The organism is Thioclava sp. JE_KL1, from assembly GCF_009296265.1.
Taxonomy (GTDB): domain Bacteria; phylum Pseudomonadota; class Alphaproteobacteria; order Rhodobacterales; family Rhodobacteraceae; genus Thioclava.
On sequence record NZ_WBJS01000004.1, the window covers coordinates 179336 to 204129 of the forward strand.

The window sequence follows — 24794 nt, forward strand, 5'->3', positions numbered from 1 at the left end:
GGGCGTTAACCCGGTGTAGCGTGGCGCCATGATCAAGCTCGACCCCCGCGATATCGAAATTCTGCGCGTGCTGGCGCGCGAGGGCCGCATCACCAAGGCGGCGCTGGCCGAGAAGATCAACCTCTCGCCCACGCCCGCCTGGGACCGGCTGAAAAAGCTGGAGAAAGCGGGCCTGATCGCGGGCTATCGCGCGACCTTCAACCTCAAGAAGCTCGGGCCGCATGTGACGCTGTTCGTGGCCGCAGAACTGGCCGATCACACCGCCGCCAGTTTCCAGACCTTCGAGCGTTCGCTCGATCAGCACCCCGAGGTCGTGGGCTGCTGGGCTTTGGGCGGCGGATTCGACTATCTGATGCAGATCGTGACCCGCGACATCGACGCCTATCAGCGGCTCATCGACTCGATGCTGGACGCGCGGATCGGCATCGCGCGCTACTTCACCTATATCGTCACGAAAGAGGTGAAGAACGCCGCCATGCCCCCCTTCGACCTCTTCGCAGACCAAATGGACTGACGGACGGCGCTATTTCAGCCCAAATCCGGGGCCCGCGCAGTCCATTCGGACTATTACCCTGTGAAATCGGGCGCAGAGTGATCTCAACCAAGGAGGTCTCTCATGCTCGACACCGCCATTTCCGCCCGCCCCGATATCGCCGACAAGCGCCTGCTGCGCAGCTTTGCCTATGTGAACGGCCGCTGGATCGCGGGCGAGACGGGCGAGGTGATCCCCGTCACCAACCCCGCCAATGCCGAACGTCTGGGCGATATCACCGCGCTCAACCGCGGCCAGTCGCGCGCGGCGGTCGATGCCGCCCAAGCCGCCTTCCTCGACTGGTCGATGACGCTGCCGCAGGAACGCTCCGCCATTCTGCGCCGCTGGTTCGACCTGATCATCGAGGCGAAGGACGATCTCGCCCGGATCATGGTGCTCGAACAGGGCAAGCCGCTGAGCGAAGCCATGGGCGAGATCGACTATGCGGCGAGCTTCATCGAGTACTACGCCGAAGAGGCCAAGCGTCCGAATATCGAGGGCGTCACCTCGCATCTGCACGACGCAGAGGTGGAGTTGTGGCTCGAACCCGTGGGCGTCGTGGGTCTCGTCACGCCGTGGAACTTCCCCGCCGCGATGCTGACCCGCAAGGCCGCCGCCGCCATCGCGGCTGGCTGCACCGTGGTCGCGCACCCCTCGCATGAGACGCCCTATTCGGCGCTGGCGCTGGCGGAACTGGCCGAGCGCGCGGGCCTGCCCGCAGGCGTGTTCAACGTGCTGACCGGCCACGCGCCCGAGATCGTCGAGCCCTGGTGCGACGACACCCGCGTGCGCGCGCTCTCCTTCACCGGCTCCACCGAAGTGGGTCGCTTGCTCTATCGCCAATCGGCTCAGACCGTGAAGCGGCTGGTCCTCGAACTGGGCGGCCATGCCCCGGTGATCGTCTTCAAGGGGGCCGATCTCGATCAGGCCGTCGAGGAAGTCATCAAGGCGAAATTCGCAACCTCCGGCCAAGACTGCCTCGGCGCGAACCGGATCTATGTCGAGCGTCCCGTCTATGAGGAGTTCTGCCGCCGCTTCACCGAGGCCACGCAGGCGCTCAGCGTGGGCATCGGCATGGACGATCCCGATATCGGCCCGCTGATGAACGAAAAGGCGATGGCCAAGCAGGAAGAGCACGTGGCCGATGCGTTGGCAAAGGGCGCGAAACTCGCCTGCGGCGGCAAGCGGCTCGATCGCGGCCCGCTGTTCTTCGCGCCGACCGTGCTGACCGACGTGCCTGATAACGCCAAGATCATGCAGGAGGAGACCTTCGGCCCCGTCGCTCCGATCACCGTCTTCGACACGGAAGAAGAGGTCTTCGCCAAGGCCAACGCGACCGAATACGGCCTCGTCGCTTACGTCCACAGCCAGAACCCGAAACGCATCTACCGCGCCACCCGCGCGCTGCAATTCGGCATGGTCGCGGTCAACCGCACCAAGGTCACCGGCGCGCCGATCCCGTTCGGCGGCATGAAGCAATCCGGCCTCGGCCGCGAAGGCTCGCGTCGCGGAATGGAAGAGTTCATGGAAATCAAATACGTCTGCCGGGATTGGGGTTAATTTCCCCGCCCGCCTGGACGCCCAAGACAAGAAGAAGGAGAGAAAATTGCTGACCAATGACCAACTCGACAAGTGGGATCGCGAAAGCTTCTTCCACCCCTCGACGCATCTCGCCCAGCACGCGCGCGGCGAGTCCCCCAACCGCATCGTCACCGGCGGCAAGGGCGTGTTCATCGAGGATCGCGACGGCAACAAGCTGCTCGACGCCTTTGCGGGCCTTTACTGCGTGAACGTGGGCTACGGGCGCACCGAGATCTCCGAGGCCATCGCCGAGCAGGCGAAGGAGCTGGCCTATTACCACGCCTATGTCGGCCACGGCACGGAAGCCTCGATCACGCTGGCGCATATGGTCCTCGACCGTGCGCCCGATCACATGTCGAAGGTCTATTTCGGTCTGTCGGGCTCGGATGCGAACGAGACCAACATCAAGCTGGTCTGGTATTACAACAACATCCTGAACCGCCCCGAGAAGAAGAAGATCATCTCGCGCTGGCGCGGCTATCACGGCTCGGGCCTGATGACCGGCTCGCTGACGGGTCTGGAGCTGTTCCACAAGAAGTTCGACCTGCCGCTGAGCCAGGTGATCCACACCGAGGCGCCCTATTACTACCGCCGCCCCGATGAGGCGATGTCGGAAGAGGCCTTCACCGCCTATTGCGCGTCCGAGCTCGAGCAGCTGATCGAACGCGAAGGCCCCGACACCATCGCCGCCTTCATCGGCGAGCCGGTTCTGGGCACCGGCGGCATCGTGCCCCCGCCGGCTGGCTACTGGGAAGCGATCCAGAAGGTTCTGAACAAATACGACATCCTGCTGATCGCCGACGAGGTCGTGACTGGCTTCGGGCGTCTGGGGAGCATGTTCGGCTCGGACCACTACGGAATGAAGCCCGACCTGATCACCATCGCGAAGGGCCTGACCTCGGCCTATGCGCCGCTCTCGGGCACCATCGTTTCCGACAAGATGTGGAAAGTGCTGGAGCAAGGCACCGACGAGAACGGCCCGATCGGCCACGGCTGGACCTATTCGGCGCACCCGATCGGGGCCGCGGCCGGTGTCGCGAACCTCGAACTGATCGACAAGCTGGGCCTCGTCGAGAATGCGGGTTCGGTCGGCAAATACCTCAATGATCAGATGCGAGCCGCCATCGGCGAGCACGCGAATGTCGGCGATATCCGCGGCGAAGGGATGCTCTGCGCGGTGGAATTCATGGCCGATCGCGACAATCGCAGCTTCTTCGACGCTTCCGACAAGATCGGCGCGAAGATCGCAGGCGCGATGGTCGAGCGTGGCGTGATCGGGCGCGCGATGCCGCAGGGCGACATCCTCGGCCTTGCCCCGCCGCTGTGCCTCACCGAGGCGGAGGCCGACAAGATCGTCGAAGTCACCGCCGATGCCGTGAAATCGGTTCTGGGCTAAGGCCCCTCGGCAGGGGTCGTCTTACGAGGCGAGCCCTGCCAGCCATTCGGCAATCGCCGCGCGGCTGTCTGGATCGGGCGAATGGTGCGTGGCGATGAAATCGTCGAACCAGTCGCGCCGCGCCTCGGGCGTTTGCGTATCTGCGGTCCAGTCGATCTTTGCGACCATCCTGACCGCATCGCGATGACAGCGCCCGCAGGATTGCGCGAAGAGCTGCGCCGGATCGGTCTCGGCCAAGGCGGCCCCGGCCCAGATTGTCAGAAAAACAGTCAAAAAGACGCGCATCACGCCCTCCCGAGAAACTCCAGAACCGAACGCGCCGCGCGCAGACCGGGCGGCTCGCCACCCTCGCCCAAACGGCGCATCACCTCTTCCATCGCGGCCATCTGCTCGTCGCGGGCCGCGTCTTCTTCCAGCAATTCCAGCATTTTCGCCGAGATGTCACGCGGCTTGCAGTCGGGCCCGAGGAATTCCGGGATCACCCGGGTATCGGAGACCAGATTGACTAGCGTCACCGTGTCGATCTTGAGCATCCGCGAAATCACGTGCCAGGTCAGAAAATTCGCGTCATAGGCGATCACCATCGGCACTCGGTTCGCCGCCAGCTCCAGACTGACCGTGCCCGAGGCCGCCAGTGCGATATCGGCGGCGGCAAAGGCCGCACGTTTGTCATCGGCATTCTCGACCACGATCGGCGCGACCGGCCAGCGCGCGGTCATCTCGCGCACCATCGGCGCGACACCCCGCACCGTCGGCAGCACCACCCGCAGCCCCGGCTCGCGGTCGCGCAGCTGCATCAGCGCTTCGTCGAAGCGCGCGCCAAGCCGTTTGACCTCGCCGCGCCGCGAGCCCGGCAGACACAGCGCCAGCGGTTGTTCCTCGCCGATCATATGGGTCTCGCGGAAGGCCGCCGCATCTGCCCCGGTCGCGCGCGGCTCGGCCACGACCGGATGCCCCACGAAATCGCAGCTCATCCCGGCAGCTTCCATATAGGGCGGCTCGAACGGCAGCAGCGCAAGCACGTGATCGACCACCTGCGCCATCTTCGTCGCGCGCCCCGGACGCCACGCCCAGACCGAGGGCGCCACATAGTGGATCACCTTGAGATCAGGGCGCTTTTCCTTCACCAGCCGCGCAACGCGGAGGCAGAAATCGGGACTGTCGATGGTGATCAGCGCCTCGGCGCCGCTTTCGATCACATGATCCGCCGTCTCGGCAATGCGGCGCTTCAGATGGCGGTATTTCGGCAGGACCTCCATCAGCCCCATGACCGAAAGTTCTTCCATCGGGAAAAGACTGGTGAGCCCCTGCGCGCCCATCTCCTCGCCGCCGATACCGGACCAGTCCACGCCCGGCGCAAGCCCGTTGATCCCCGCCATCAGGGCGCCGCCGAGCTTGTCGCCCGATGCCTCGCCCGCGATGACGTAGAGCCTCATGGCTCCCGCGCCCAGAGAAAGAGGCCTGCTGCCTCGGCGGCCTCGATGACCGCGTCGCGGTCCAAAAGCATCACGCCGCCCGCCTCGAAGGCTATCCCCGAAAGGCCAGCGGCGGCGGCGTTCTTGACCGTTTCGACACCAATCGCAGGAAGATCGGCGCGACGGTCCTGATCGGGTTTCGGCGCCTTGTAAAAGACCCCTTTCACCGCTTTAAGATCGCCGCGCAAACCTTTGTGGTGACGCACGAATTCTAGCATCGCATCGGTGCCCGGCAGGGTCTCGACCGCAAGGCAAAGCCCGCGCCCGACCACTGCGCCCTGACCGATATCCGACGCCCCAAGCGCGGCCACGATTTCGGCCCCGCGCTCGGCGTCTTCTTCGTCCACGACCGACGGCTTGCCGCACAGCACGCCCGCCTCGGGCAGCAGCGCGGGCGCGATTTCATGCGCGCCGACGACCTCCAGATCGAATTCCTCGAAGACCTCGATCACCGCGCGCAGCGTCGCATCGTCGCCGGCCTGCATCGCCATCGCGAGCCGCGGCACCAGCTGCGCCGAGCGGGGATCGAACTGCTCGGGATCGATCGCCGGACGCTGCATCGCGCCTGCGAACACTACCCGCTCGATCCCGCGATCGGCCAGTTCGTCGAGAAACGGCACCAGCCGCTCGATCCGGAAGCGCAGATGCTCGCCGTCCAGATCGCAAGGCGCGCCGATCATTTCGCAAACCAGAATATCCGGCGCGGCCTCGGTCAGAATCGCGGGCAAACGGCCAGCTCCGGCGATCAGCGCGGTATGCTTGCCCCCGCTCATTTGCCGGGCGTCAGGAAGCTGCGCTCGGACGGGCCGAGGATGAAATCGAGCACTTCGCGCGCCAATTCGCCTTCGACGCCCTCTTCCGAGAGGGTCCGCGCGCTTTCGCGGAAGCTGCCCTGACCGAGCGCCTCGACGGTTTTGCGCAGCGCCGAGATTTCCTCGCGCGGCGTGCCACGGCGCTTCAGCCCCACGAGGTTCAACCCTTCGAGCCCTGCGCGCGGTCCCGCCACCAAGGCATGCGGGATCACATCCGCCGTCACCATCGACAGTGCGCCGATGATCGCGCCGCGCCCGATGCGGACGAATTGGTGCACGCCCGACAGACCGCCGACGATGACGTCATCCTCGAGCTGACAATGTCCCGCGAGCGCCACGGAATTCACAAGGATCACGCGGTCGCCAATCTTGCAGTCATGCCCGACATGGCAGGACGACATGAACAGCCCGTCATCACCCACCTGAGTGAGCCCACCGCCGCCATCCGTCCCGGTGTTCATCGTGACATATTCGCGGATGCGGTTGCGCTTGCCGATCTTGAGCCGCGTCTTCTCGCCCTTGAATTTGAGATCCTGCGGTATCTGACCCAGTGAGGCGAAGGGAAAGATCTGCGTCTCCTCGCCGATCTCGGTCGCGCCCTGCAGCACGACATGGCTTTGCAGCGACACGTCCCGGCCCAGCACGACCTCGGGGCCGACCACGCAGAACGGGCCGATCCGACAGTCCGGACCGATCACCGCGCCGGCTTCGATCACCGCGGACGCGTGAATCTGCGCGCTTGGGTCAATGCTCATGCATTCAGCCCTGAAGGTCCATCATGGCGGTGAACTCGGCTTCGGCCGCCAGTTCACCATTCACCGTGCCCCGACCTTCGAATTTCCAGATCTTGCCGCCGCCGCGCTTCACGGTGACATGCAGTTCGAGCACGTCGCCCGGCACAACTTTGCGGCGGAACTTGCACTTGTCGATGCCCATGAAATAGGTCAGCAGCGGCTTGTCGATCACGTCGAGCGAGATCCCCACCACGACGGCAGAGGTCTGCGCCATCGCCTCGACGATGGTGACGCCGGGCATGATCGGCTCTTCCGGGAAATGGCCCTGGAAATGCGGCTCGTTCGCGGTGACGTTCTTGATGCCGACAGCGCCCTTGTTCGGGACGATGTCGCGCACCTTGTCGATCAGCAGGAACGGATAACGATGCGGAATGATGCGCTTGATGAGCGACAGATCGGCTTCGGTATAGGGGGCGGGTTCGGTCATGAGCTGTCCTCGTTCTTGGGCGCACTGCGCCTGCGGCGGTATCAGTTTGCCGCATCACGCGATCGTCGCTTTTGGATTGTTGCTAGCAATCGCGGCCCCGCTTGGCAAGCAGCGCGCGCCTGCTATTGCGCCGTCGTGGCGTCGCTTTGCGTGCCCTGAGTGCCATTCACGACCGGCAGGCCAAGCGGCAGACCGGGCGCGTCGCGGGTCGCCCCGTCGAGCGTCGAATTGCCGTCGCCCTTGGGTGCGGTATTCGGGGTCGTGTCCACGAAAACGCCTGCCTCGCCGCTTTGATCCGGGGCTGCGCCGTTTGAGGCTTGGCCCGATGCGGGCTGGTCCGAAGCAGGCTGGTCCGGCTTCTCGGGCGCACCTTGAGCCGCATCCGCCGAGTTCCCGTTCGACGTCGGCGGAACCAAGGGCGTCACGCGCCCGGCCCCGTCCCCGATTTCCTTGTCGACTCGCGCGCCCAGTTCAGCCGTTACATCGGCCTGCGCGAGCCCGCGAATGATCGCGCGGGAATCGAGCACCACGACTGCGCCGCGCGCCTTGAGCACCTCGTCGAGTAGCGGCACCACGGTCTGCACGAAGGTCTGGTGCTCCTGATTCAACTGGCGCTGGATCGCATCGGCCTTGGCCTTCTGGGCCTTGCGGATATCGGTCGCCCGCGTGTCGAAGGCATCGGCGGCTTGCTGGAACTGATCCGACGGCATCGTCAGCCGCTCCTCGGTGAGCTTGCGCTCTTCCGCCTCGAGCTGACTGGCGATCCGGTCGTTTTCCTTGCGCAGCGCGCTCGAAGCGGTCTCGATCTCGGATTGCACCCGCTTGCCCCACAGCGAGTTGTCGTAAAGCCGCTCCCAATCGAGGGTGAGGACCGCGCTCTGCTGGACGCGCGGCCCGGCTGCGGGCGCCTGCGTGTGGGGCGTCTGCACCGCCGATTGCGCGACAGCCGCGCCGGGCCCGAAGGCCAGCGCGGCTGCAATGAAGGAAGCGGTGACGCTGCTCAGACGCATCGCGCGCCCTTAGAACTGCGTGGAAAGCGACAGATCGAAGTTCTGGGTCTTGTCGTAGCTTTCTTTCTTGATCGCCCGCGAGAAGTTCAGACGCAGCGGACCGATCGCGGATTTCCAGAAGATCGAGACACCGACCGCCGAGCGGACATGCATCGAGTCGTCGACTTCGTTGCCGCCGGTCCCAGTCGTGTCGTCCAGACCCCAGACCGAGCCCACGTCCCAGAACACGCCGCCGGTGATGCCGTATTCCTCGGGCAGACCGATCGGGAATTCCGCTTCGACCTTGCCGACCCAGTAGTAGTTGCCGCCGAGCGCGTCGGTATTGCCCGCATTGAGGTCACGCGGACCGATGCCGTAGCTCTCGAAGCCGCGGATCTGGCTGCCCGAGAAGCGTTGCAAGATCGTCGAACCATCCGTGGCATCGACCGCGCCCCCTTCGAGCGAGGCGCGCAACGTCGCTTCCTCGTTGAAGATCTTGCGCTCGCCGACGATCTTCGCAGTGGTCTGGCCGCCTTTCACGTCACCGCCGACGCCCCAGAACTGCTGATCGACGTTGAACCGCCAGGTGAAGCGCGGGTCGATCTGTTCGCGCGCGGTATCATAGCTGTAGCGCAGACCCGGGCCGCTGTAACGCTGCGTGCCCTTGTCGGCTTCTTCGTTCAGCAGGATGTCCGAGGAGTCGCTCGGCACGTTGTTCAGAGTGTCTTCGCCGATCTTGTAGCTCACCTGCAGACGGCCGCGCTCGGAGACCGGGAATTCCAGTGCCGGCTCGACGCTGATGCGACGCGTGTCGTAAGCGGTGTTCGACGCCGAGCTCGAGGTCGCATAGGCGGCCGAGAACTTCAGCGCCACGTCACGTCCGAGGAACGCCGGCTCGATGAACCGGAAGCTGGAGCTGTTATTGTCCTTGGTCGTGCCGATCGACACGCCGAGATACTGCCCGCGACCGAGGAAGTTCTTCTCTTCCAGCGAGGCATTGAAGCCGATCCCGTCCGAATTCGAATAGGAGGCGCCGAAGCCGAGCGAGCCGGTGGGCTGCTCTTCGACGTTCACGTCGACGACGACCTGATCGGAGCTCGAGCCCGGTTTCGTGTTCACGTCGACCGACTTGAAGTAGCCGGTGCCGCGGATGCGGTCGGCGGCGTTCGAGATCTCGCGCGGGTTGTAGGGGTCGCCTTCAACCGTCCGGAACTCGCGCCGGACCACCCGGTCGAGCGTCGCGGTGTTACCCTCGATGTCGATGCGCTGAACGAAGACGCGCGGGCCACGGACCAGCACGAAATCGACATTGACCGACTGCGTGCGCGGGTCTTGGGTGATGCGCGGCTCGACGCGGGCGAATTGAATGCCCTTCTTGATCGCGAGCTGCTCCATCCGGGTCACGGCCAGTTCGATCGCTTTCGGCGAGAAGGTCTGACCCTGGCGGATCTTGGTGAGCGGCGCGAAATCGTCAGGCGCGACGCCGTCGATCTCGGAAGTCGTGTTGATCGAATTGAAGTGGTATTTCTGCCCTTCGATGATGTTGAAGGTCATGAAGAACGCATCGCGCTGGCGCGACATCTGCGAGGACACGCCGGTGACCTGCACGTTCTTGTAGCCACGCGCCTGGTAGAAATCGATCAGCTTCTGACGGTCGACCGGGATCCGGTTCGCGTTGAACGTGTCGTTCTTCACGAAGGTACGGAAGATCCCCGCCTGCTTCGTCTCGAGCACCTGACGCAGACGACGATCCGAGTAGGAGCGGTTGCCCGTGAAGGTCACGCGCTCGATCGAGGTGACCTTGCCTTCCTTGATCTCGAAGGCGACGTCGACGCGGTTATTGTCGCGGCGAATGACCTTCGGCACCACACGGGCGGCCATGCGGCCATCCTCGGAATAGGCGCGCGCCAGACGCTGGGCGTCGGCTTCGATCTGGGCGGGGTTATAGACGCGGTTCGGCTTCGCCTGAATGATCGTGGCGAGCTGCTCGTCCTTGATGATCTTGTTGCCTTCGAAATTGATCACGCTGATCGTCGGATATTCGGTCACGGCGATCTTGAGCGTGTTGCCCTGCGGCGTGATTGCAACGTTCTCGAACAGGCCGGAATTCGTCAGACGCTGGTACGCGGCGTTGAGATCGGCGGCGGTGACGGGCTGATTACGGGCGATTCTGGCGAAGGACAGAATCGTCGCCGCGTCGACGCGCTCGTTACCGGTGATCACCACCTGGGAGAAACTGTATTGCTGCGCCTGAGCGATCACGGGAACCGCAAGGCAACTCATTGCAACTGCTGGAAATACTACGCTGGCCCGCAGTGCCTTTCGCGTCGCACAGAGTCTCAGCATAGTTTGCACGCTCATAGACATCGCCCTCTCCCGCCGGAAGTTCACTTTTTCCCTTTGATAAGGGTCGTACCGAAGGGCGTAAGCGATGTCAAAGCTGGGATGGGGGCTCAGACCCGAGATTTTGTGGAGCGCGATCATCTTGCCACGAAAGAAAGGGCCGCAAAGGCGGCCCCGGGATCGATGATGAACGGGTTTTGCGGGCGTTTCGTGCCCTTTTCGGTCCGGCTCAGATGCGCTGGAAGCTGGAAGCGTCGCCGCCGAGAATGTCGATCAATTGAATACCGATCAGCGCCGCGCCGAACAGCGCGACCAGAACCGCCGCGATGAACAGCAGCCGATCCCCGACGATTTCCACCAACGGGCGAAGTTCGCGATAGTGATGCGCGATGATCTCGGACATGAGTGGCCTCCTTCGCGCGATTTGCGCTAAGAGTTCCTACCCTGTCTTCATGACCGCATTGCGAGGCAATTGTGGCGAAACCGCGGCAGCCACAACTGTCAGGCGCCCGTCAGGCCCCCGCTCAGCAGGTCAGATCGTTCCAGAGGCCGAAGACCATCAGCGTCAGCACCAGCGCCAAGCCGATCGACATGAAGACGTTCATCAGCTGATCGGAGGGCGGCTTGCCCGTGATCGCCTCGTAGAGGTGGAACATCAGATGCCCGCCATCGAGCACCGGGATCGGGAAGAGGTTCAGGAAGCCCACCGCCGTCGAGAGAACCGCGATGAACCAGATGAAATCGAGCACGCCCGATTTCGCCGCCGCCGCCGAGGTCTCGGCAATGCGCAGCGCGCCGGTCAGGTTACAGCTGGAAATCCGCTGCGCGATCATCGCCTGAATGCCCGAGACCGATTGCGTGATGATGCCCCAGGTCTGCCGCGCGCCGCCGACGAGTGCATCGACCGGACCGACCGATTGGGTCACCGGCTCGAACATGAACGAGCCTGTCGCGCCGATCAGGAAGCGCGTCTCGAACTGCCCGTCGCCCACCGGCAGATCGGTGCGGCGCGGCGCCAGCGTCACGGAGAAGGTCTCACCGTCATCGCCCGCAGGCCGCCAGATATCGAGCGAGACCGCCTTGCCCTCACCCGCCTTCACCGCGTCCTGCAGATCGACGAAACGATAGACCGGCTTGCCGTCGATCGCGGTGATCACGTCGCCCGCGCGCAGCCCGGCATCATAGGCAGCAGAGCCGGGCTGAACGCCTGCAAACCGCGCCGGGAAAAGCTGCGGCCCCGACGCGTCGGTTTTGCTGCCGTCGCGGGTCACGGTGTAATCTAGCGTCGGCCCTGCGGGGAGATGGTCGACCACATCGGAAAGCGCCTGATAATCCGGCGTAGGCTTGCCCGCCACCGCATCGATCACATCGCCCTGCTGCAGATCGCCCGGCCCGCCGGGCAGCGCCACGACGGTCTGGATCGCGGGCGTCTCGGTGGCCTGCCCCGTCCAGAGGCTCAGCCCCGCGATCACGCAGATCGACAGGATGAAGTTGAAGACCGGCCCGGCCGCCACGGTCGCGGCCCGTGCCCAAAGCGGCGCGCCATGCATCGTGTGGCGGCGCTCCTCGGGGCTCAGATGGGCCATTTCCTCGGAATCGACCCCGGAAGAGGCCGCATTCGCATCGCCCAGAAACTTGACGTAGCCGCCAAGCGGCACGGCGGCGATCTGCCAGCGCGTGCCATGCTTGTCGACGCGGCTGATCAGCTTCGGCCCGAAGCCGAGCGAGAAGACCTCCGCCTTGATCCCGGAAATCCGCCCGATGATGTAATGGCCGTATTCATGCACCGCGACGATGATCGAGAGCGCGACGACGAAGGCCACCACGGTATAGAGCAGATTGCCGAATTGGGGCAGCAGGTCCAAAACTCAGATCCTTCCGTGTTCACAAATCGCCATCGCGCGCGCCCGCGCTTCGGCGTCGCAGCTCAGAACCATATCGAGGTCTTTTGCGGCGATTCCAAGACCCTGGTCCCGCGACATCTCGCCCAAAACCTTCTCGACCAGCGTGGCCATGTCGAGAAATCCGATTCGGCCCGCGATGAACAGATCGAGCGCGACTTCCTTGGCGGCGTTGAACACGGTGCCCGCCAGACCGCCGGTTTCCATAACCTCGCGCGCCAGCCGCAGCGCGGGGAACCGCTCCAGATCCGGGGTGCGGAAATCAAGCTGTCCGATCTTCGCCAGATCGAGCTTCTCGACCGGAAGCGGTTTGCGCGCGGGCCAGTTGAGCGCATAGCCGATCGCGTGCCGCATGTCGGGCACGCCCATATGCGCCATCAGCCCGCCATCGTGGAACCCGACCAGCGAATGGACGATGCTCTGGGGATGGACGAGGACTTCGATCTGCTCCGGCGCAAAGCCGAAGAACTCTTTCGCCTCAATGACTTCCAGAGCTTTGTTAAACATCGACGCGGAGTCGATCGTGATCCGCTGGCCCATGTCCCAGTTCGGGTGTGCCGAGGCTTCGGCCACCGTGGCATGGGCGAGCTTTTCCATCGGCCAGTCGCGGAACGCGCCGCCCGAGGCGGTGATGATCACCCGCTCGACCGCGGCGATATCCTCGCCCACGAGGCCCTGGAAAATCGCCGAATGCTCGCTGTCGACTGGCAGGATCGTCGCGCCATGTGCGCGCGCCTCGGCCATCAGCAAGGGGCCCGCGGTCACCAGCGATTCCTTGTTGGCCAGCGCCAGCGTCGCGCCTTGCGAGAGTGCCGCGAAACCGGGGGCGAGCCCCGCCGCGCCGACGATACCCGAGAGAACCCAATCGGCCGGACGATAGGCTGCCTCGATCAGCGCCTGCGACCCGGCGGCCACCTCGATCCCGGTCCCGGCCAGCGCCTCGCGCAGCGCGGGCAGACACTCGTCGAAGGCCGTCACGGCCAGATCGGCCTTCAGCGCCACGGCCTGCTCGGCCAGTCGCGCGACATTGCGGCCCGCGCTCAGGGCGACCACGTCGTAGGCCTCCGCCCCGCCCTGTGCCATCAGCAGATCAAAGCAGCTTTCGCCGATCGAGCCGGTCGCCCCGAAGACCGAAACCTTCCGCATCGTTCAGCCTTCCGTCAGCGGCAGGGTCATCACCTGCGAGATCAGCATCAGGAACACGACCGCGCCGGTCAGCGCGTCGAAGCGGTCCAGCACGCCGCCATGGCCCGGGATCAGCGAGGAGCTGTCCTTCACGCCGGTCGCGCGCTTAATCGCGCTTTCGGCGATGTCGCCCAGCTGGCCTGCAAAGGCCAGAAGCGGCGAGATCCAGATCATCGCGAGCCCGCCGCCCATCTGGGCGAAGAGAAAGCCCACGAGCGCCGCGCCGACCCAGCCGCCGACCGTGCCCGACCAGGTTTTCTTCGGGCTGACCTTGGGCCAGAATTTCGGCCCGCCCACCGTGCGGCCCACGAAATATCCCATGATATCAGAGACAACGACCACCGCGACGATCCATGTGATCGCGCCGAGCCCTGCCCCTTCGCGCAACGCGACAAGCCCATAGCCCGTCAGCATGATCGCGAGCGCATAGCCCGCACCGAGCCAGCGCCGCCCGGTGCAGATCACCGCCGCCATGATCGGCACGATCAGCAGGTAAAGGAGGCCGTAAGGCTCATGGATCGCCAAGACGAACGTCAGCGCAGCCGCCGCCACCAGCCCCAGACCGACCGCCTTGCCGGGGCGTTCGGGGCGCAGCATCGCGGTGAGTTCCCAGATCATCAGACCCGTCACGAGCACCGAGAGCGCCGCGAAGACGGGTCCGCCCCACCAGATCGCGGCGAGCCCGATCGCGACCATCGCAAGCCCGGAGGCAAGCCGCGGGACGAGATCGCCCCATTTGCCGGTCCGCGGCGTCTCCGTCACGAGGCAACCCCGCCGAAGCGCCGCTCGCGCCCGGCAAACCGATCGAGAATGTCGGACAGCTCGTCCGGCGTGAAATCGGGCCAGAGCGTCGGCGTGAATTCATATTCCGAATAGGCCGCCTGCCAGGGCAGGAAATTCGAGGTCCGCGTCTCGCCCGAGCTGCGGATCACCAGATCGGGATCGGGCATGCCCGCGCTGTCGAGCCGCGACGAGATCATCGCTTCGTCAACCTCGTCGGCCGCGAACTTGCCCGCGGCCACGTCGCGCGCAATCGACTGGGCTGCGCGTTTCAGCTCGTCGCGCCCGCCGTAATTGATCGCAACCGCCAGCGTCAGCTTGGAGTTGCCCTTGGTGCGCGTCTCGATCGCATCCATCGTCTCGCGCAGCAGCGGGTCGAGCGGCGTGCGATCGCCGATGAAACGCAGCTCGACGCCCTGACGCGACAGCTCCGCCGCCTCGCGTTTGATCATCAGCCGGAACATCTTCATCAACCCGAGAACTTCCTGCGTCGAGCGCTTCCAGTTCTCCGTCGAGAAGGCGTAGATCGTCATGTAGCGGATGCCCAGATCGGGCGCGGCCTGCACGACCTTCTTGATCTGCTCGGCCCCCTTGCGGTGACCGGCCAGACGCGGCCAGCCCCGCTGGGTGGCCCACCGCCCGTTGCCATCCATGATGATCGCGACATGCAGCGGCGCCGGGGCGCCCCCCTCATGCCCCTGCGGGGTCTGGGCGATGTCGGGAATGCTAGGGGCCATCGGCAATGTGATCCTTTTCGCTCAAGACGCAGGGGGGCTGAGGCAAAAGCCTCAGACCTGCATGATCTCGGCTTGCTTGTCTTCGAGCGCCTTGTCGACCTTGGCGATATGCGCGTCGGTCATGTCCTGAACCTCGCTCTCCCAGATCTTCACGTCGTCTTCGGACATGCCGTCGGCCTTGGCCTTCTTGATCTGGTCCATGCCGTCGCGGCGCACGTTGCGGATCGCGACGCGGGCGTGCTCGGCATATTGAGCGGCGACCTTGGTCAGCTCGCGGCGGCGCTCTTCGTTCAGCTCCGGGATCGGCAGCATGATGATCGTGCCGTTGGTCTGCGGATTGATGCCCAGACCGGATTCGCGGATCGCTTTCTCGACCTTGCCGACCATCGACTTGTCCCAGACGTTGATCGTGACCATCCGCGGCTCGGGCACGTTCACGGTACCGACCTGATTGATCGGGGTCATCTGGCCATAGGCTTCGACCTGAACCGGCTCCACCATCGAGGCCGAGGCGCGGCCCGTGCGCAGCGACGCGAATTCATGCTTGAGCGAGCTCATTGCGCCATCCATGCGGCGGGCAAGGTCATCGGTGTCGATCTCGATATCGTCGGACATTGGGTATTTCCCCGTTCTTGTTGAGCCTCGGGCCGAGCTTTAGCGCAGCTCGCAGGCGAAAACTAGCATTTGTGACCGTCGCGCGGCGCTCAGCCCTGCACTTTGGTGTAGGTGCCTTCGCCTGCCAGAATGCCGCGGAAGCCACCCGGCTCGTCAAGCGAGAAGACGATGATCGGCTTGTTGTTGTCGCGTGCGAGCGCGATCGCCGAGGCATCCATCACGCCGAGGTTCTTCTGCAGAACCTCGTCATAGCTGACGGTGTCGTAGCGCTTGGCGTCGTCGAATTTCACCGGGTCCTTGTCATAGACCCCGTCGACCTTGGTGCCCTTGAAGATCGCCTCGCAGGACATCTCGTTGGCGCGCAGCGTGGCGGCGGTGTCGGTCGTGAAATAGGGGTTGCCGGTACCGGCGGCGAAGATGCAGACCCGCTTCTTCTCGAGGTGGCGCACCGCGCGGCGGCGGATATAGGGCTCGCAGACCTGATCCATCGGAATCGCCGAGATCACGCGGGTGAAGACACCGAGGCCTTCCAGCGCGGATTGCATCGCCAGCGCGTTCATCACCGTCGCGAGCATCCCCATGTAATCGGCCGTCGTGCGCTCCATCCCCTGAGCCGAGCCCGCAAGCCCACGGAAGATGTTGCCGCCGCCGATCACCATGCAGATCTCGACGCCCAGATCGCGCACCGATTTCACCTCATGCGCTATACGCGAGACGGTCGGCGGATGCAGGCCGTAGCCCTGATCGCCCATCAGCGCCTCACCCGAGATCTTCAGTAGCACGCGATTGTATTTGGCCGCGGGATGCGTCTCGGTGCTCATCTGATCCTCCGATGGGCTGTTGTCATTGGCGCGCAAAATGATCCAAATAGAGCCGGGGTTCAACCTCTTGCGAAAGCGTAGAGCCCCGAGCCCGCCAGAAAGCCTGCAAGAGCCGCCGATGCCGACTGCCCTGCCCGACATATCGCCGCGAACGCCCGTGCTGATCGCGGGAGCGACGGCGAGCGGAAAATCTGCGCTGGCGCTGTCGATCGCCGAGGCCGAGGGCGGCGTGGTGATCAATGCCGACGCGCTGCAGGTCTGGTCGTGCTGGCGGGTGCTGAGCGCGCGTCCGTCGCCCGAGGAAGAGGCTCGCGCGCCGCATGCGCTCTACGGTCATCTCGATCCCGGCGCCGACTATTCCGTCGGCCACTGGCTGCGCGACGTCACCCCGTATCTGGTGGCCTTCCACGCAGGTGGGCCGCGCCCGATCATCGTGGGCGGCACCGGGCTCTATTTCACCGCCCTGACGCAAGGACTGGCGGAAATCCCTGAAACTCCTCCGGAAATCCGCGCCGAGGCCGATCAGCGACGCCTCTCGGAAGGCCATGCCGGGATGCTGGACGAGCTGGACGATGCGACCCGCGCGAAGATCGACGCGCAGAACCCGATGCGGGTGCAGCGCGCGTGGGAGGTGCTGCGCGCCACCGGTGAGGGGCTCGCCGCGTGGCAGGCCCGCACCCCGCCGCCGCTTCTGCCGCTCGACACCGTGGCGCCGCTTCACCTCGATCCGGATCGCGACTGGCTGGCCGAGCGCATCGACCGCCGTTTCGACCTGATGCTCGAACAGGGCGCGCTCGACGAGGTCCGCGCGGTGGAGCCGATCTGGGATCCGAACGCGCTCTGGGCGAAGGCGATCGGGGCGCCGGAACTGATCGCGCATCTGCATGGCGAGCTCGATCTGAGCGAGGCGCGAGAGCGCGCACAGGCGGCAAGTCGCCAATATGCCAAGCGCCAGCGCACTTGGTTTCGTGGCCGCATGAAGGCGTGGCACAAGATCACGTAGACTGTGACCCTGCGGCAACTGGGTGCCCGGGATTCTGTGGAAAATTCCTTGGTTCACGCGAGAGTTGCGGGCTATCCTCCCGCCGAAATCGCGTAGGATCAAAGCATCGTGAAGCTCTTTTCGACACCGCCCCTTTCGCAGCTCTCGCAGGCCAAAACCGTGAAGCCCGGCGCAAGCGGCTCACCCGGCCCGGCGCCGACCGCGAGCGACCTGCCGAGCCCCCCGAGTGAGCCGCGGCTGGTGCAGATCGCGCATCTGGCAAAGGGCGGGCGCTGGCGGGTGGAGGCGATGCGCGCCCATTCCGAACCCTGCCTGCTGTGGTTCTCGCGCGGACAAGGCCGGATCACACTGGGCGGTGTGACCCGCGGCTACGGCCCCAATAACGCGATCTTCATTCCGCCGGGCGTGATGCACGGCTTCGAGATTTCCAACCAGACTCACGGTCAGGCGCTGTTCTTCGGCCGCGACACCGACATCACTCTGCCGCCTGCCGCCCATCACCTGCGCATCCGCGAAGCGATTGCGCAGGGCGAGATCGGCTCGATCTTGGAGGCCATCCAGCGCGAGAGCGAAAGCACGCGCCCCGCCGCCGACCGCGCGCTGCGCAGCCATCTGGGCCTGCTGAGCGTCTGGCTCGAGCGGCAGATCGCAAGCAATGCGAACGAGGCGATCCGCCCGAGTGCTGCGCGCCGTCTCGTCACGCGCTACGCCGTTCTGGTCGAGCGCGAGTATCGCGCGGGAACGCCGGTCGCGGATATCGCGCGCGAGTTGGGCGTCACGCCCACGCATCTGTCGCGCGCCTGCCGCGATGCCTGCGGGAAATCCGCGCTGGAACTGATGCAGGAGCGGCGTCTGTATGAAGCACGCCGCCTGCTGCGCGACACGCCCGTTCCGATCAAGGATATCGCGCAGCTTCTGGGCTATCGCAGCCCGGGCTATTTCTCCCGTGCTTTTCAGGCCGGAACCGGCAGCACGCCGAACGCTTTCCGCCGCGCGAGTTGACCCCCGCCAGGACAGGCCGCCTGCCCGATCCATCCGACCCCGCGACACGAAAAAGGGCCGCGCCTTTGCAGACGCGGCCCGGGGTTTGGGGAGGTAAACCCTATCAGAAGAACCCGAGCTTGTTCGGGTTGTAGCTGACCAGCATGTTCTTGGTCTGCTGGTAGTGATCGAGCATCATCTTGTGGGTCTCGCGACCGATGCCCGACTGCTTATACCCGCCAAAGGCCGCATGGGCCGGATAGGCGTGGTAATTGTTGACCCAGACGCGCCCGGCCTCGATGCCGCGCCCGAAGCGATAGGCACGCGAGCCGTCACGGGTCCAGACACCGGCGCCGAGGCCGTACATCGTGTCATTGGCGATCTCGAGCGCCTCGGCCTCGTCCTTAAAGGTCGTCACCGACACCACCGGGCCGAAGATTTCTTCCTGGAAGACCCGCATCTTGTTGTGGCCCTTCAGGATCGTCGGCTGGATGTAGAAGCCGTTCGCCAGATCGCCGTTGAAGCGCGCGGCGTCACCGCCGGTGAGCACCTCGGCCCCTTCTTCGCGACCGATGCTCAGATAGGACATGATCTTGTCATGCTGCTCCTGGCTGGCCTGCGCGCCGACCATCGTCTCCATCGCACGGGGATCGCCCTGCTTGATGGCTTCGACACGGGCGATGCAGCGCTCCATGAACTTCTCGTAGATGTCTTCCTGAATGAGCGCACGGCTCGGGCAGGTGCAAACCTCGCCTTGGTTGAAGGCAAACAGCACGAAACCTTCGACCGCCTTGTCGAGGAAGGCGTCATCTTCGGCCATCACGTCGGAGAAGAAGATGTTGGGCGATTTGCCACCCAGCTCGAGCGTGACCGGGATCAGGTTCTCGGTCGCGGCCTGCATGATCTTGCGGCCCGTCGCGGTGGAGCCGGTGAAGGCGATCTTGGCGATGCGCGAGGAGCTCGCGAGTGCCGCGCCGACTTCCGCGCCATAGCCGTTGACGATGTTCAGGACACCGTCGGGCAGCAGGTCGGCGATGACTTCCATCACGACGAGGATCGCCGCCGGGGTCTGCTCGGCCGGTTTCAGCACAATGCAGTTGCCCGCCGCCAGAGCCGGCGCCAGTTTCCATGCCGCCATCAGCACCGAGAAGTTCCACGGGATGATCTGACCCACGACGCCCAGCGGCTCGTGGAAGTGATAGGCGACGGTGTCGTTGTCGATCTCCGACATCGTGCCTTCCTGGCTGCGCAGAACGCCCGCGAAATAGCGGAAATGGTCGACGGCGAGCGGAATGTCGGCCGCCGTGGTCTCGCGGATCGGCTTGCCGTTGTCCCAGGTTTCGGCCGCGGCGATCAGGTCGAGATTTTCTTCGATCCGGTCGGCGATCTTGAGAAGGACGTTCGAGCGCTCGGCAGCCGAAGTCTTGCCCCACGCGTCTTTCGCGGCATGAGCTGCGTCGAGCGCGGCTTCGATATCCTCTGCGGAGGAATGCGCGACTTCGCAAACCTTGCCGCCGGTGATCGGGGTGATGTTGTCGAAATACTTGCCGTTTTTCGGGGGCACGAATTTGCCGCCGATGAAGTTGTCATAACGGTCGCGGAACGGCGAAACCGAAACGCCCTTGAATTCAGGTGCCATATCGTTGGCCATTGGTCTTCCTCCCAGATTTGAGCGCAACCGACAGGGCTGCGCGCCATGGGATAAGCCTGCCGAACCGCGCGCCCTGCGCATAGCCGCTCTGCGCTGGTGGAATGCATCATCTGTCTCGCGCCTGAGACAGGTGCAGCCGCAGCATTGAGGATTTGTAGGCGCGCTGAGACTATCGAAGACAGCGTGTGTCACGCGCGCTAGGAAGCGAAGTCCTGAGACACGTGGATTTCACGACGGCAAGTCGTTCAGGACCGCCCAAGCCGGATCAGAAACGCGCCGTCCATCCCAGCGAAACCCCCATCGCCGAACTCTGCCCCGGCTCGTAGACGAGCCCGGCACCGAGCCGCCCGATCCCGGCCTTGCGCGAATAGCCGATCTGCAGGTCGGGCTGGGGGGCCGCGCTTTCGATATTCACCGAGGCTGTCGTCATCACGACCTTTTCGGACCGCGTATTTCCGACGGCTGCGCCGACAGCGGTCGGAACGCTCATCGTCATCTTGCCGGAGGCGAGCGTAATCGGCGTCGAAACCCCGACAGAGAGGCGGTCGTCCCCGGTCAGAAAACCGGTCTTGCTCAGGCCAATGGCATAGGCGTTCGACCTCAGCCCGCTCCCGGATTGGAGCAAACCGTTCCCGGAGAAGCTGGAGTTGCCATTCGCTGCGGTAAGCTCGAGAGTCGTCCCGTCGCCGAGAGAGACATTCATCCCGAGCTGTACGAAATGGGTATTGCTCGAAAGCCCGCCGCCGAACGCGCCCCCCACCGAGGTGCCCAGGAAACCGCCGTCTTCGTGCAGGTTGCCGACGGTCATCGAAAGCGTGCTGGCGCCGAACCGGGCATTGAGCGAACCGGCGATATATTGCGAGCTAACATCGCCCGCGCCGCCGCCTGCCTGCGAAATCGAGGCCGACACGCCATCGCCGAGACCGATTTCGTAGTGAAGCGCGGAGTCGGTGTCGAAAGACTTCAAATAAGGCGCGGCCATCGCGGCACTGTCGACCCATTTCGTTCCGGCAATCGCGGAGCTGTCGCCATGTGACAGCGACAGGGTGCCGGTGCCCGCGCTGAAATTGACCGGAGCGGTCGCCCCCATCGCGAAAGTCTCGGTGGAGACCTGCGCGGCGCGGGCATCGGCATAGTCGGCCACGAAGCTGCTCGCCGCCACGTGATAGCCGCGATCATAGGCATCCGTGACGATCATCCGCTGATTGGAGAGTGTCGCGCGCAGGGCGCCTGCGACACCGCGGGTTGCGCTGATCGTGCTCTGGGTGGCGGGCACGGAAGGACCGTCGAGCGAGCTGGTCGTCTCGACTTTCAGCGTTCCGGCCGGTGCCTGAGCCTGCCGGAGATTGAGCTCGCCCCAGCCATAGATCGGGTCGATCCCCACCGCACCGAGATCGGTTGCGCTGTTTTCGAGGATCTGCACGATCTGCTGACCGGTGAGCTCGGGGAACTCGCTCTTGAGCACCGCAACCGCGCCGGTGACATAGGGCGTCGCCATCGAGGTCCCGCTCATATAGGCGTAATCGCTCCCGAGATCGCTCGGGTAGGTCGAGAGGATATCCACGCCCGGCGCGGCGAGACAGTAATTCATCGCCTCGCCACAGCGGTTGGAAAAACTGGCGATCTGGTGGTTGCTGTCCACGGCCACGACGCCAAGGATCGAGCCTTCCATTTCCGGAAAATACTCCGGCAGACCCGCCATCAGGCTCGGATTGGCACCGCCGTCATTGCCCGCGGCGAACACGCTGACCATGCCCGCCTTTGCCGCCGCGTCGAGCGAGTCGATGGTGGCCGACCCAAGCTGTTGGCGGATCTGGTCGGCGCTCGAAAACTGGTCGATCGTGAGCGTCTTGTTATTGCTGTCCACATAGGCCCAGCTGTTGTTCATCGAGACCGCACCGGCATTGACCGAGCGCGTGACCGCATCGGCGTAGCTGCCCGCAGGCACCGAGCCTCCGACGCCTTGCAGGATCATCAGCTTGGACCCCCAGGCGATCCCCTCGATCCCCTGCCCGTTCTGCACACCGGCAACGATCCCGGCCACATGCGTGCCGTGCCCGTCGGTGTCGGTGACGTCAGAGGTGTTGTCGAAATAGCTGTAGGAGAGCGCGCCATCGATGTTGTCAGCGAGATCGGGATGGGTCACATCCGCGCCTGAATCGTAGATCGACACGAGCGTTCCCAACCCATAGGCCCCTTCGGCGTAGCGATAGGCTGCCTCGGTCTGCGCAAGGCCGCCGCTTGCATAATACTCGTCGGTCTCGAAACTGCTGACGCTTCCGCCAGTTCCGGTATACGGCGCGTTGCCCGAGGGCGGCGGCTGGGTGTTGCTCGAGGAGCCGGATGAGCTCGAGGACCCGCCTCCTCCTCCCCCCGCAGCGGCGGCCAGCCCCACCACACCAAGGCCAAGGAGCAAGAGCATGCTGTTGGAGCCGGTCACCGATGTCGTGCTTGCCGCGGCAGTATCCGCTGTATTTCCCGAAGCGGTGTCAGCCGAACCGGGCGCGGCGGCGGGAGCCTGCGCGAGACCGTAGGAGACCGTCGTGCGACCCGCGAGCGCGATCCGTTGAGTGAGATCCTGTGCATGCACCTGTGTGACGGCAAGCGAGGTCAAAGCCGTCGCCGCCAGAATACGTCCCATCGTCATCAAGATCCCTTTCGCGGAAAAATGCCTGTTTCGCGGAGGTCCGGCTTCTTTTTGTTTGGATAGCCTCAGCGATACTGTGCTTCTCCCCTTGCTTCAACGACACTTGAGTTAAGCATCGGTTAAACGCGCTGGCATGTGTCGATCGCGACGCAGGGAGCCCTCGGAAAATTCATCAGCGCGCGCTTGGAAACGCAGCGGACACGGTGCGAAATCTCAATGTTTCTTGGCCCGCCTTCGCGAAGTCGCGGATGGCGGGACGTCGGATGCGCTGCGCCTCGCAAGCATGCCGGTCGCTTCGGATACACGAACAATTGAAACGTCATCGCGGCGCTCGGTCGGGTTGCATCGGCCCCTTTCGGCACAATCTGCAGCGTAGCGGGTCGCGTACCGCGGCGCGCGACGTTGAGCGAACAGCACGCATCTATGCGAGACCAGGCGGCCAAATGACCCGCGACTGAACCGCTTTGATCTGCGCTCAACCAAGCTCCATCGTTGCGATGGCCTGCAATGATGCAGTCGTCTTCGGAGCGGTGCCGCGATACATGCGCGCCGTCTCGAAAGCCGGACTGAAGCCGCAGTCCGACAGACGGGCCCTAAGCTGCGCGTTGCTCTCGGGCAGATCGATCGAGACGGGCGCAGTCGGAAAGCGGTATGCCGCGGCGCGTGCCAGCCGCATCGCATCGTCACTCCGCTCGGCAATGACGGGCCCGATCTTGAGCCCCTCGCGACATTGCCTGACGGTCGCGAAGCCTGTGCCATCGCTGAGCCGGACGGTCTGACGGGATGGACCGTGCGCGAGCCAGCGGTGAAGGAAAGCGTCGCGCCGCACGCCAGATGCCTGCGCATCGAGCGCAATGAGGTGCTCCAAGTCGGCATGCTCGGTCGGCACGATGCCCGTGTCGTCTTCGCGTGACAGCACCCCCGTCAGCCGCAAACTCGCACCCTGACGCCGAAACCCGGAGCGCGCGTAATTGTCCTGCTGGGCCGCCACGCCATCGAGGCCGACACTGCGCTCTCCCGCATGACGCAACGCATGTTGCCACAGGGCGAACCCGATCCCCTGCCCCCGAACCTCGGGTTTGCAGATATAAAGACCCAGAAACGCATTATTCGCATCATGATTGACGACTGAGATCGCGGCCACAGGCGCGCCTGACACCTCCGCGACGAAGAACCCTTGGGGATCGGCTGCGTAGAAAGCCTCGGCATCCGCGAGGCCGGGATTCCAGCCCTCGGCGGCGGCCCAGTCGAGAACCGTCTCCAGCTCTGAGAGATCGGCATTTCTCAGGATCATGCCCCCAAGGCCTCACGCAGGCTCGCAGGCGCGGACGTGCGGTTTCGCAAGTCGAGAGAGCTGAGGAGGTCGAGAAGGTGATTTTTCATCAGCTCCTCCGCCAAATCGGCATCGCGTTCCGCGAAGGCGCGCATCAAGGCATGGTGAGCATGGCTTTCGCACAGGGCCCCGCGCCGGTGCCAATAAAGCGCGATGATCAGCGAAGACCGCGCGACCAGCTGGGTGATGAATTCGGTGATCGTGGCCTGATCGGCAATCCGCGCGATCTCTAGGTGGAACTGCCCCGAGAGAAAGAGCGCCCGGCCCGCCTCGCCATCGTCGATCGCCGCGTGCTCTTCGTCGATATGGCGCTGAAGGGCAGCGAGGTCGTCCTCGGTGATCCGCTCGGCCGCCGAGCGCGCGGTGCGCGGCTCGAGCAGAGCGCGCGCCTCGAACACCTCGCGCGCCTCGCGCACCGTGGGCTGCGCGACATAGGCCCCGCGGTTGCGCTTCAGCTCCACCAGCCGGTCATGGGCCAATCGCTGCAATGCGGCTCGGATGATGGTCCGCGAGACACCATAGATCTCCCCCAGCTCCTCTTCCGACAGCTTGGTGCCCGGCATCAGACGATGCTCGTGGATCGCGAGCGCCAGATCATTGGCGATCGTATCGGGCATCGGGGCGGCGGGGAGCGGATCGTTCATCTTGAGTTCCTTTCGCTCACACGATGCCCCGGGCGATCTGCGGAGGACAAGCTGGATCGCTCCGATTCGGATTGTATACAATGTTGTGTCGTAATTTTGCGCATGCAGAAAATTTTTCTGCTCAAATTCGAGGCAAGGTCGGATTCA

23 protein-coding genes are annotated in these 24794 nt (G+C 64.5%); 5 read left to right on the plus strand and 18 right to left on the minus strand.

Going from position 1 to position 24794, the window contains the following annotated elements; translation table 11 throughout:
- Positions 1 to 31 precede the first annotated feature (31 nt).
- From F8R15_RS08695 to F8R15_RS08705, 3 genes are all read left to right on the plus strand, one after another.
- Positions 32 to 514 carry an Lrp/AsnC family transcriptional regulator gene (locus F8R15_RS08695; protein WP_075775114.1) on the plus strand — a complete coding sequence of 161 codons (483 nt, stop codon included), beginning with the start codon at positions 32 to 34 and terminating at the stop codon, positions 512 to 514.
- A 102-nt stretch (positions 515 to 616) separates the two neighbouring features.
- The gene (locus F8R15_RS08700; protein WP_152844311.1) at positions 617 to 2092 is read left to right on the plus strand and encodes an NAD-dependent succinate-semialdehyde dehydrogenase; all 1476 of its coding nucleotides are present in this window, start codon (positions 617 to 619) and stop codon (positions 2090 to 2092) included.
- A gap of 46 nt (positions 2093 to 2138) precedes the next feature.
- Positions 2139 to 3509, plus strand: a complete 1371-nt coding sequence (locus F8R15_RS08705; RefSeq protein WP_152844312.1) for an aspartate aminotransferase family protein — start codon at positions 2139 to 2141, stop codon at positions 3507 to 3509.
- A gap of 21 nt (positions 3510 to 3530) precedes the next feature.
- Here F8R15_RS08705 and F8R15_RS08710 read toward each other — a convergent pair whose 3' ends face one another.
- The 14 genes from F8R15_RS08710 to pyrH all read right to left on the minus strand — a co-directional run bounded on the left by F8R15_RS08710 (position 3531) and on the right by pyrH (position 16388).
- On the minus strand, positions 3531 to 3794 hold the full coding sequence (locus tag F8R15_RS08710) for a hypothetical protein (RefSeq protein WP_152844313.1): 264 nt from the start codon (positions 3792 to 3794) through the stop codon (positions 3531 to 3533).
- On the minus strand, positions 3794 to 4945 hold the full coding sequence (gene lpxB, locus F8R15_RS08715; protein WP_152844314.1) for a lipid-A-disaccharide synthase: 1152 nt from the start codon (positions 4943 to 4945) through the stop codon (positions 3794 to 3796). Before lpxB ends, F8R15_RS08710 begins: the two co-directional genes overlap by 1 nt.
- Positions 4942 to 5757: an LpxI family protein gene (locus tag F8R15_RS08720; RefSeq protein WP_152844315.1), complete on the minus strand. Its 816-nt coding sequence runs from the start codon at positions 5755 to 5757 to the stop codon at positions 4942 to 4944. The genes lpxB and F8R15_RS08720 overlap by 4 nt, the downstream gene beginning before the upstream one ends.
- Complete coding sequence (gene lpxA, locus F8R15_RS08725; RefSeq protein ID WP_152844316.1) at positions 5754 to 6551, minus strand: acyl-ACP--UDP-N-acetylglucosamine O-acyltransferase; 798 nt, start codon at positions 6549 to 6551, stop codon at positions 5754 to 5756. The genes F8R15_RS08720 and lpxA overlap by 4 nt, the downstream gene beginning before the upstream one ends.
- Before the next feature lie 4 nt (positions 6552 to 6555).
- On the minus strand, positions 6556 to 7017 hold the full coding sequence (gene fabZ / locus F8R15_RS08730) for a 3-hydroxyacyl-ACP dehydratase FabZ (RefSeq protein WP_078520753.1): 462 nt from the start codon (positions 7015 to 7017) through the stop codon (positions 6556 to 6558).
- Positions 7018 to 7139: 122 nt separating this feature from the next.
- Positions 7140 to 8027: an OmpH family outer membrane protein gene (locus tag F8R15_RS08735; protein WP_152844317.1), complete on the minus strand. Its 888-nt coding sequence runs from the start codon at positions 8025 to 8027 to the stop codon at positions 7140 to 7142.
- A gap of 9 nt (positions 8028 to 8036) precedes the next feature.
- On the minus strand, positions 8037 to 10289 hold the full coding sequence (bamA, locus tag F8R15_RS08740; protein WP_146673605.1) for an outer membrane protein assembly factor BamA: 2253 nt from the start codon (positions 10287 to 10289) through the stop codon (positions 8037 to 8039).
- Between the two features lie 289 nt (positions 10290 to 10578).
- On the minus strand, positions 10579 to 10752 hold the full coding sequence (locus tag F8R15_RS21440; RefSeq protein WP_166741394.1) for a hypothetical protein: 174 nt from the start codon (positions 10750 to 10752) through the stop codon (positions 10579 to 10581).
- 121 nt (positions 10753 to 10873) lie between these two features.
- Complete coding sequence (gene rseP / locus F8R15_RS08745; RefSeq protein ID WP_172976193.1) at positions 10874 to 12214, minus strand: RIP metalloprotease RseP; 1341 nt, start codon at positions 12212 to 12214, stop codon at positions 10874 to 10876.
- A 3-nt stretch (positions 12215 to 12217) separates the two neighbouring features.
- Positions 12218 to 13396, minus strand: a complete 1179-nt coding sequence (gene dxr, locus F8R15_RS08750) for a 1-deoxy-D-xylulose-5-phosphate reductoisomerase (RefSeq protein WP_172976194.1) — start codon at positions 13394 to 13396, stop codon at positions 12218 to 12220.
- 3 nt (positions 13397 to 13399) lie between these two features.
- The gene (locus tag F8R15_RS08755) at positions 13400 to 14197 is read right to left on the minus strand and encodes a phosphatidate cytidylyltransferase (RefSeq protein WP_279627338.1); all 798 of its coding nucleotides are present in this window, start codon (positions 14195 to 14197) and stop codon (positions 13400 to 13402) included.
- Positions 14194 to 14952 (minus strand): polyprenyl diphosphate synthase, encoded by a 759-nt coding sequence (gene uppS / locus F8R15_RS08760; RefSeq protein ID WP_152844318.1) that lies wholly within the window; start codon positions 14950 to 14952, stop codon positions 14194 to 14196. Before uppS ends, F8R15_RS08755 begins: the two co-directional genes overlap by 4 nt.
- A 51-nt stretch (positions 14953 to 15003) precedes the next feature.
- Entirely contained in the window at positions 15004 to 15567 is a 564-nt protein-coding gene (gene frr, locus F8R15_RS08765) for a ribosome recycling factor (RefSeq protein WP_078550245.1), read from the minus strand.
- Between the two features lie 89 nt (positions 15568 to 15656).
- On the minus strand, positions 15657 to 16388 hold the full coding sequence (pyrH, locus tag F8R15_RS08770; protein WP_078550242.1) for a UMP kinase: 732 nt from the start codon (positions 16386 to 16388) through the stop codon (positions 15657 to 15659).
- 118 nt (positions 16389 to 16506) lie between these two features.
- Between pyrH and miaA the strand changes: the two genes are divergently transcribed.
- Positions 16507 to 17391 (plus strand): tRNA (adenosine(37)-N6)-dimethylallyltransferase MiaA, encoded by an 885-nt coding sequence (miaA, locus tag F8R15_RS08775; RefSeq protein ID WP_253732498.1) that lies wholly within the window; start codon positions 16507 to 16509, stop codon positions 17389 to 17391.
- 108 nt (positions 17392 to 17499) lie between these two features.
- Complete coding sequence (locus F8R15_RS08780; RefSeq protein ID WP_078540816.1) at positions 17500 to 18393, plus strand: helix-turn-helix domain-containing protein; 894 nt, start codon at positions 17500 to 17502, stop codon at positions 18391 to 18393.
- A gap of 103 nt (positions 18394 to 18496) precedes the next feature.
- On the opposite strand, the gene adh is transcribed toward F8R15_RS08780, so the two are convergent.
- The 4 genes from adh to F8R15_RS08800 form a co-directional block, all read right to left on the minus strand.
- Positions 18497 to 20023 carry an aldehyde dehydrogenase gene (gene adh, locus F8R15_RS08785; RefSeq protein ID WP_078540815.1) on the minus strand — a complete coding sequence of 509 codons (1527 nt, stop codon included), beginning with the start codon at positions 20021 to 20023 and terminating at the stop codon, positions 18497 to 18499.
- A gap of 265 nt (positions 20024 to 20288) precedes the next feature.
- Positions 20289 to 22670 (minus strand): S8 family peptidase, encoded by a 2382-nt coding sequence (locus F8R15_RS08790; protein ID WP_152844320.1) that lies wholly within the window; start codon positions 22668 to 22670, stop codon positions 20289 to 20291.
- Between the two features lie 475 nt (positions 22671 to 23145).
- Positions 23146 to 23964, minus strand: coding sequence for a GNAT family N-acetyltransferase (locus tag F8R15_RS08795; protein WP_152844321.1), 819 nt, complete (start codon positions 23962 to 23964; stop codon positions 23146 to 23148).
- A complete protein-coding gene (locus F8R15_RS08800; RefSeq protein WP_078550232.1) occupies positions 23961 to 24647 on the minus strand; it encodes a GntR family transcriptional regulator in 687 nt (228 codons plus the stop codon). The genes F8R15_RS08795 and F8R15_RS08800 overlap by 4 nt, the downstream gene beginning before the upstream one ends.
- Between the last annotated feature and the right edge of the window lie 147 nt (positions 24648 to 24794).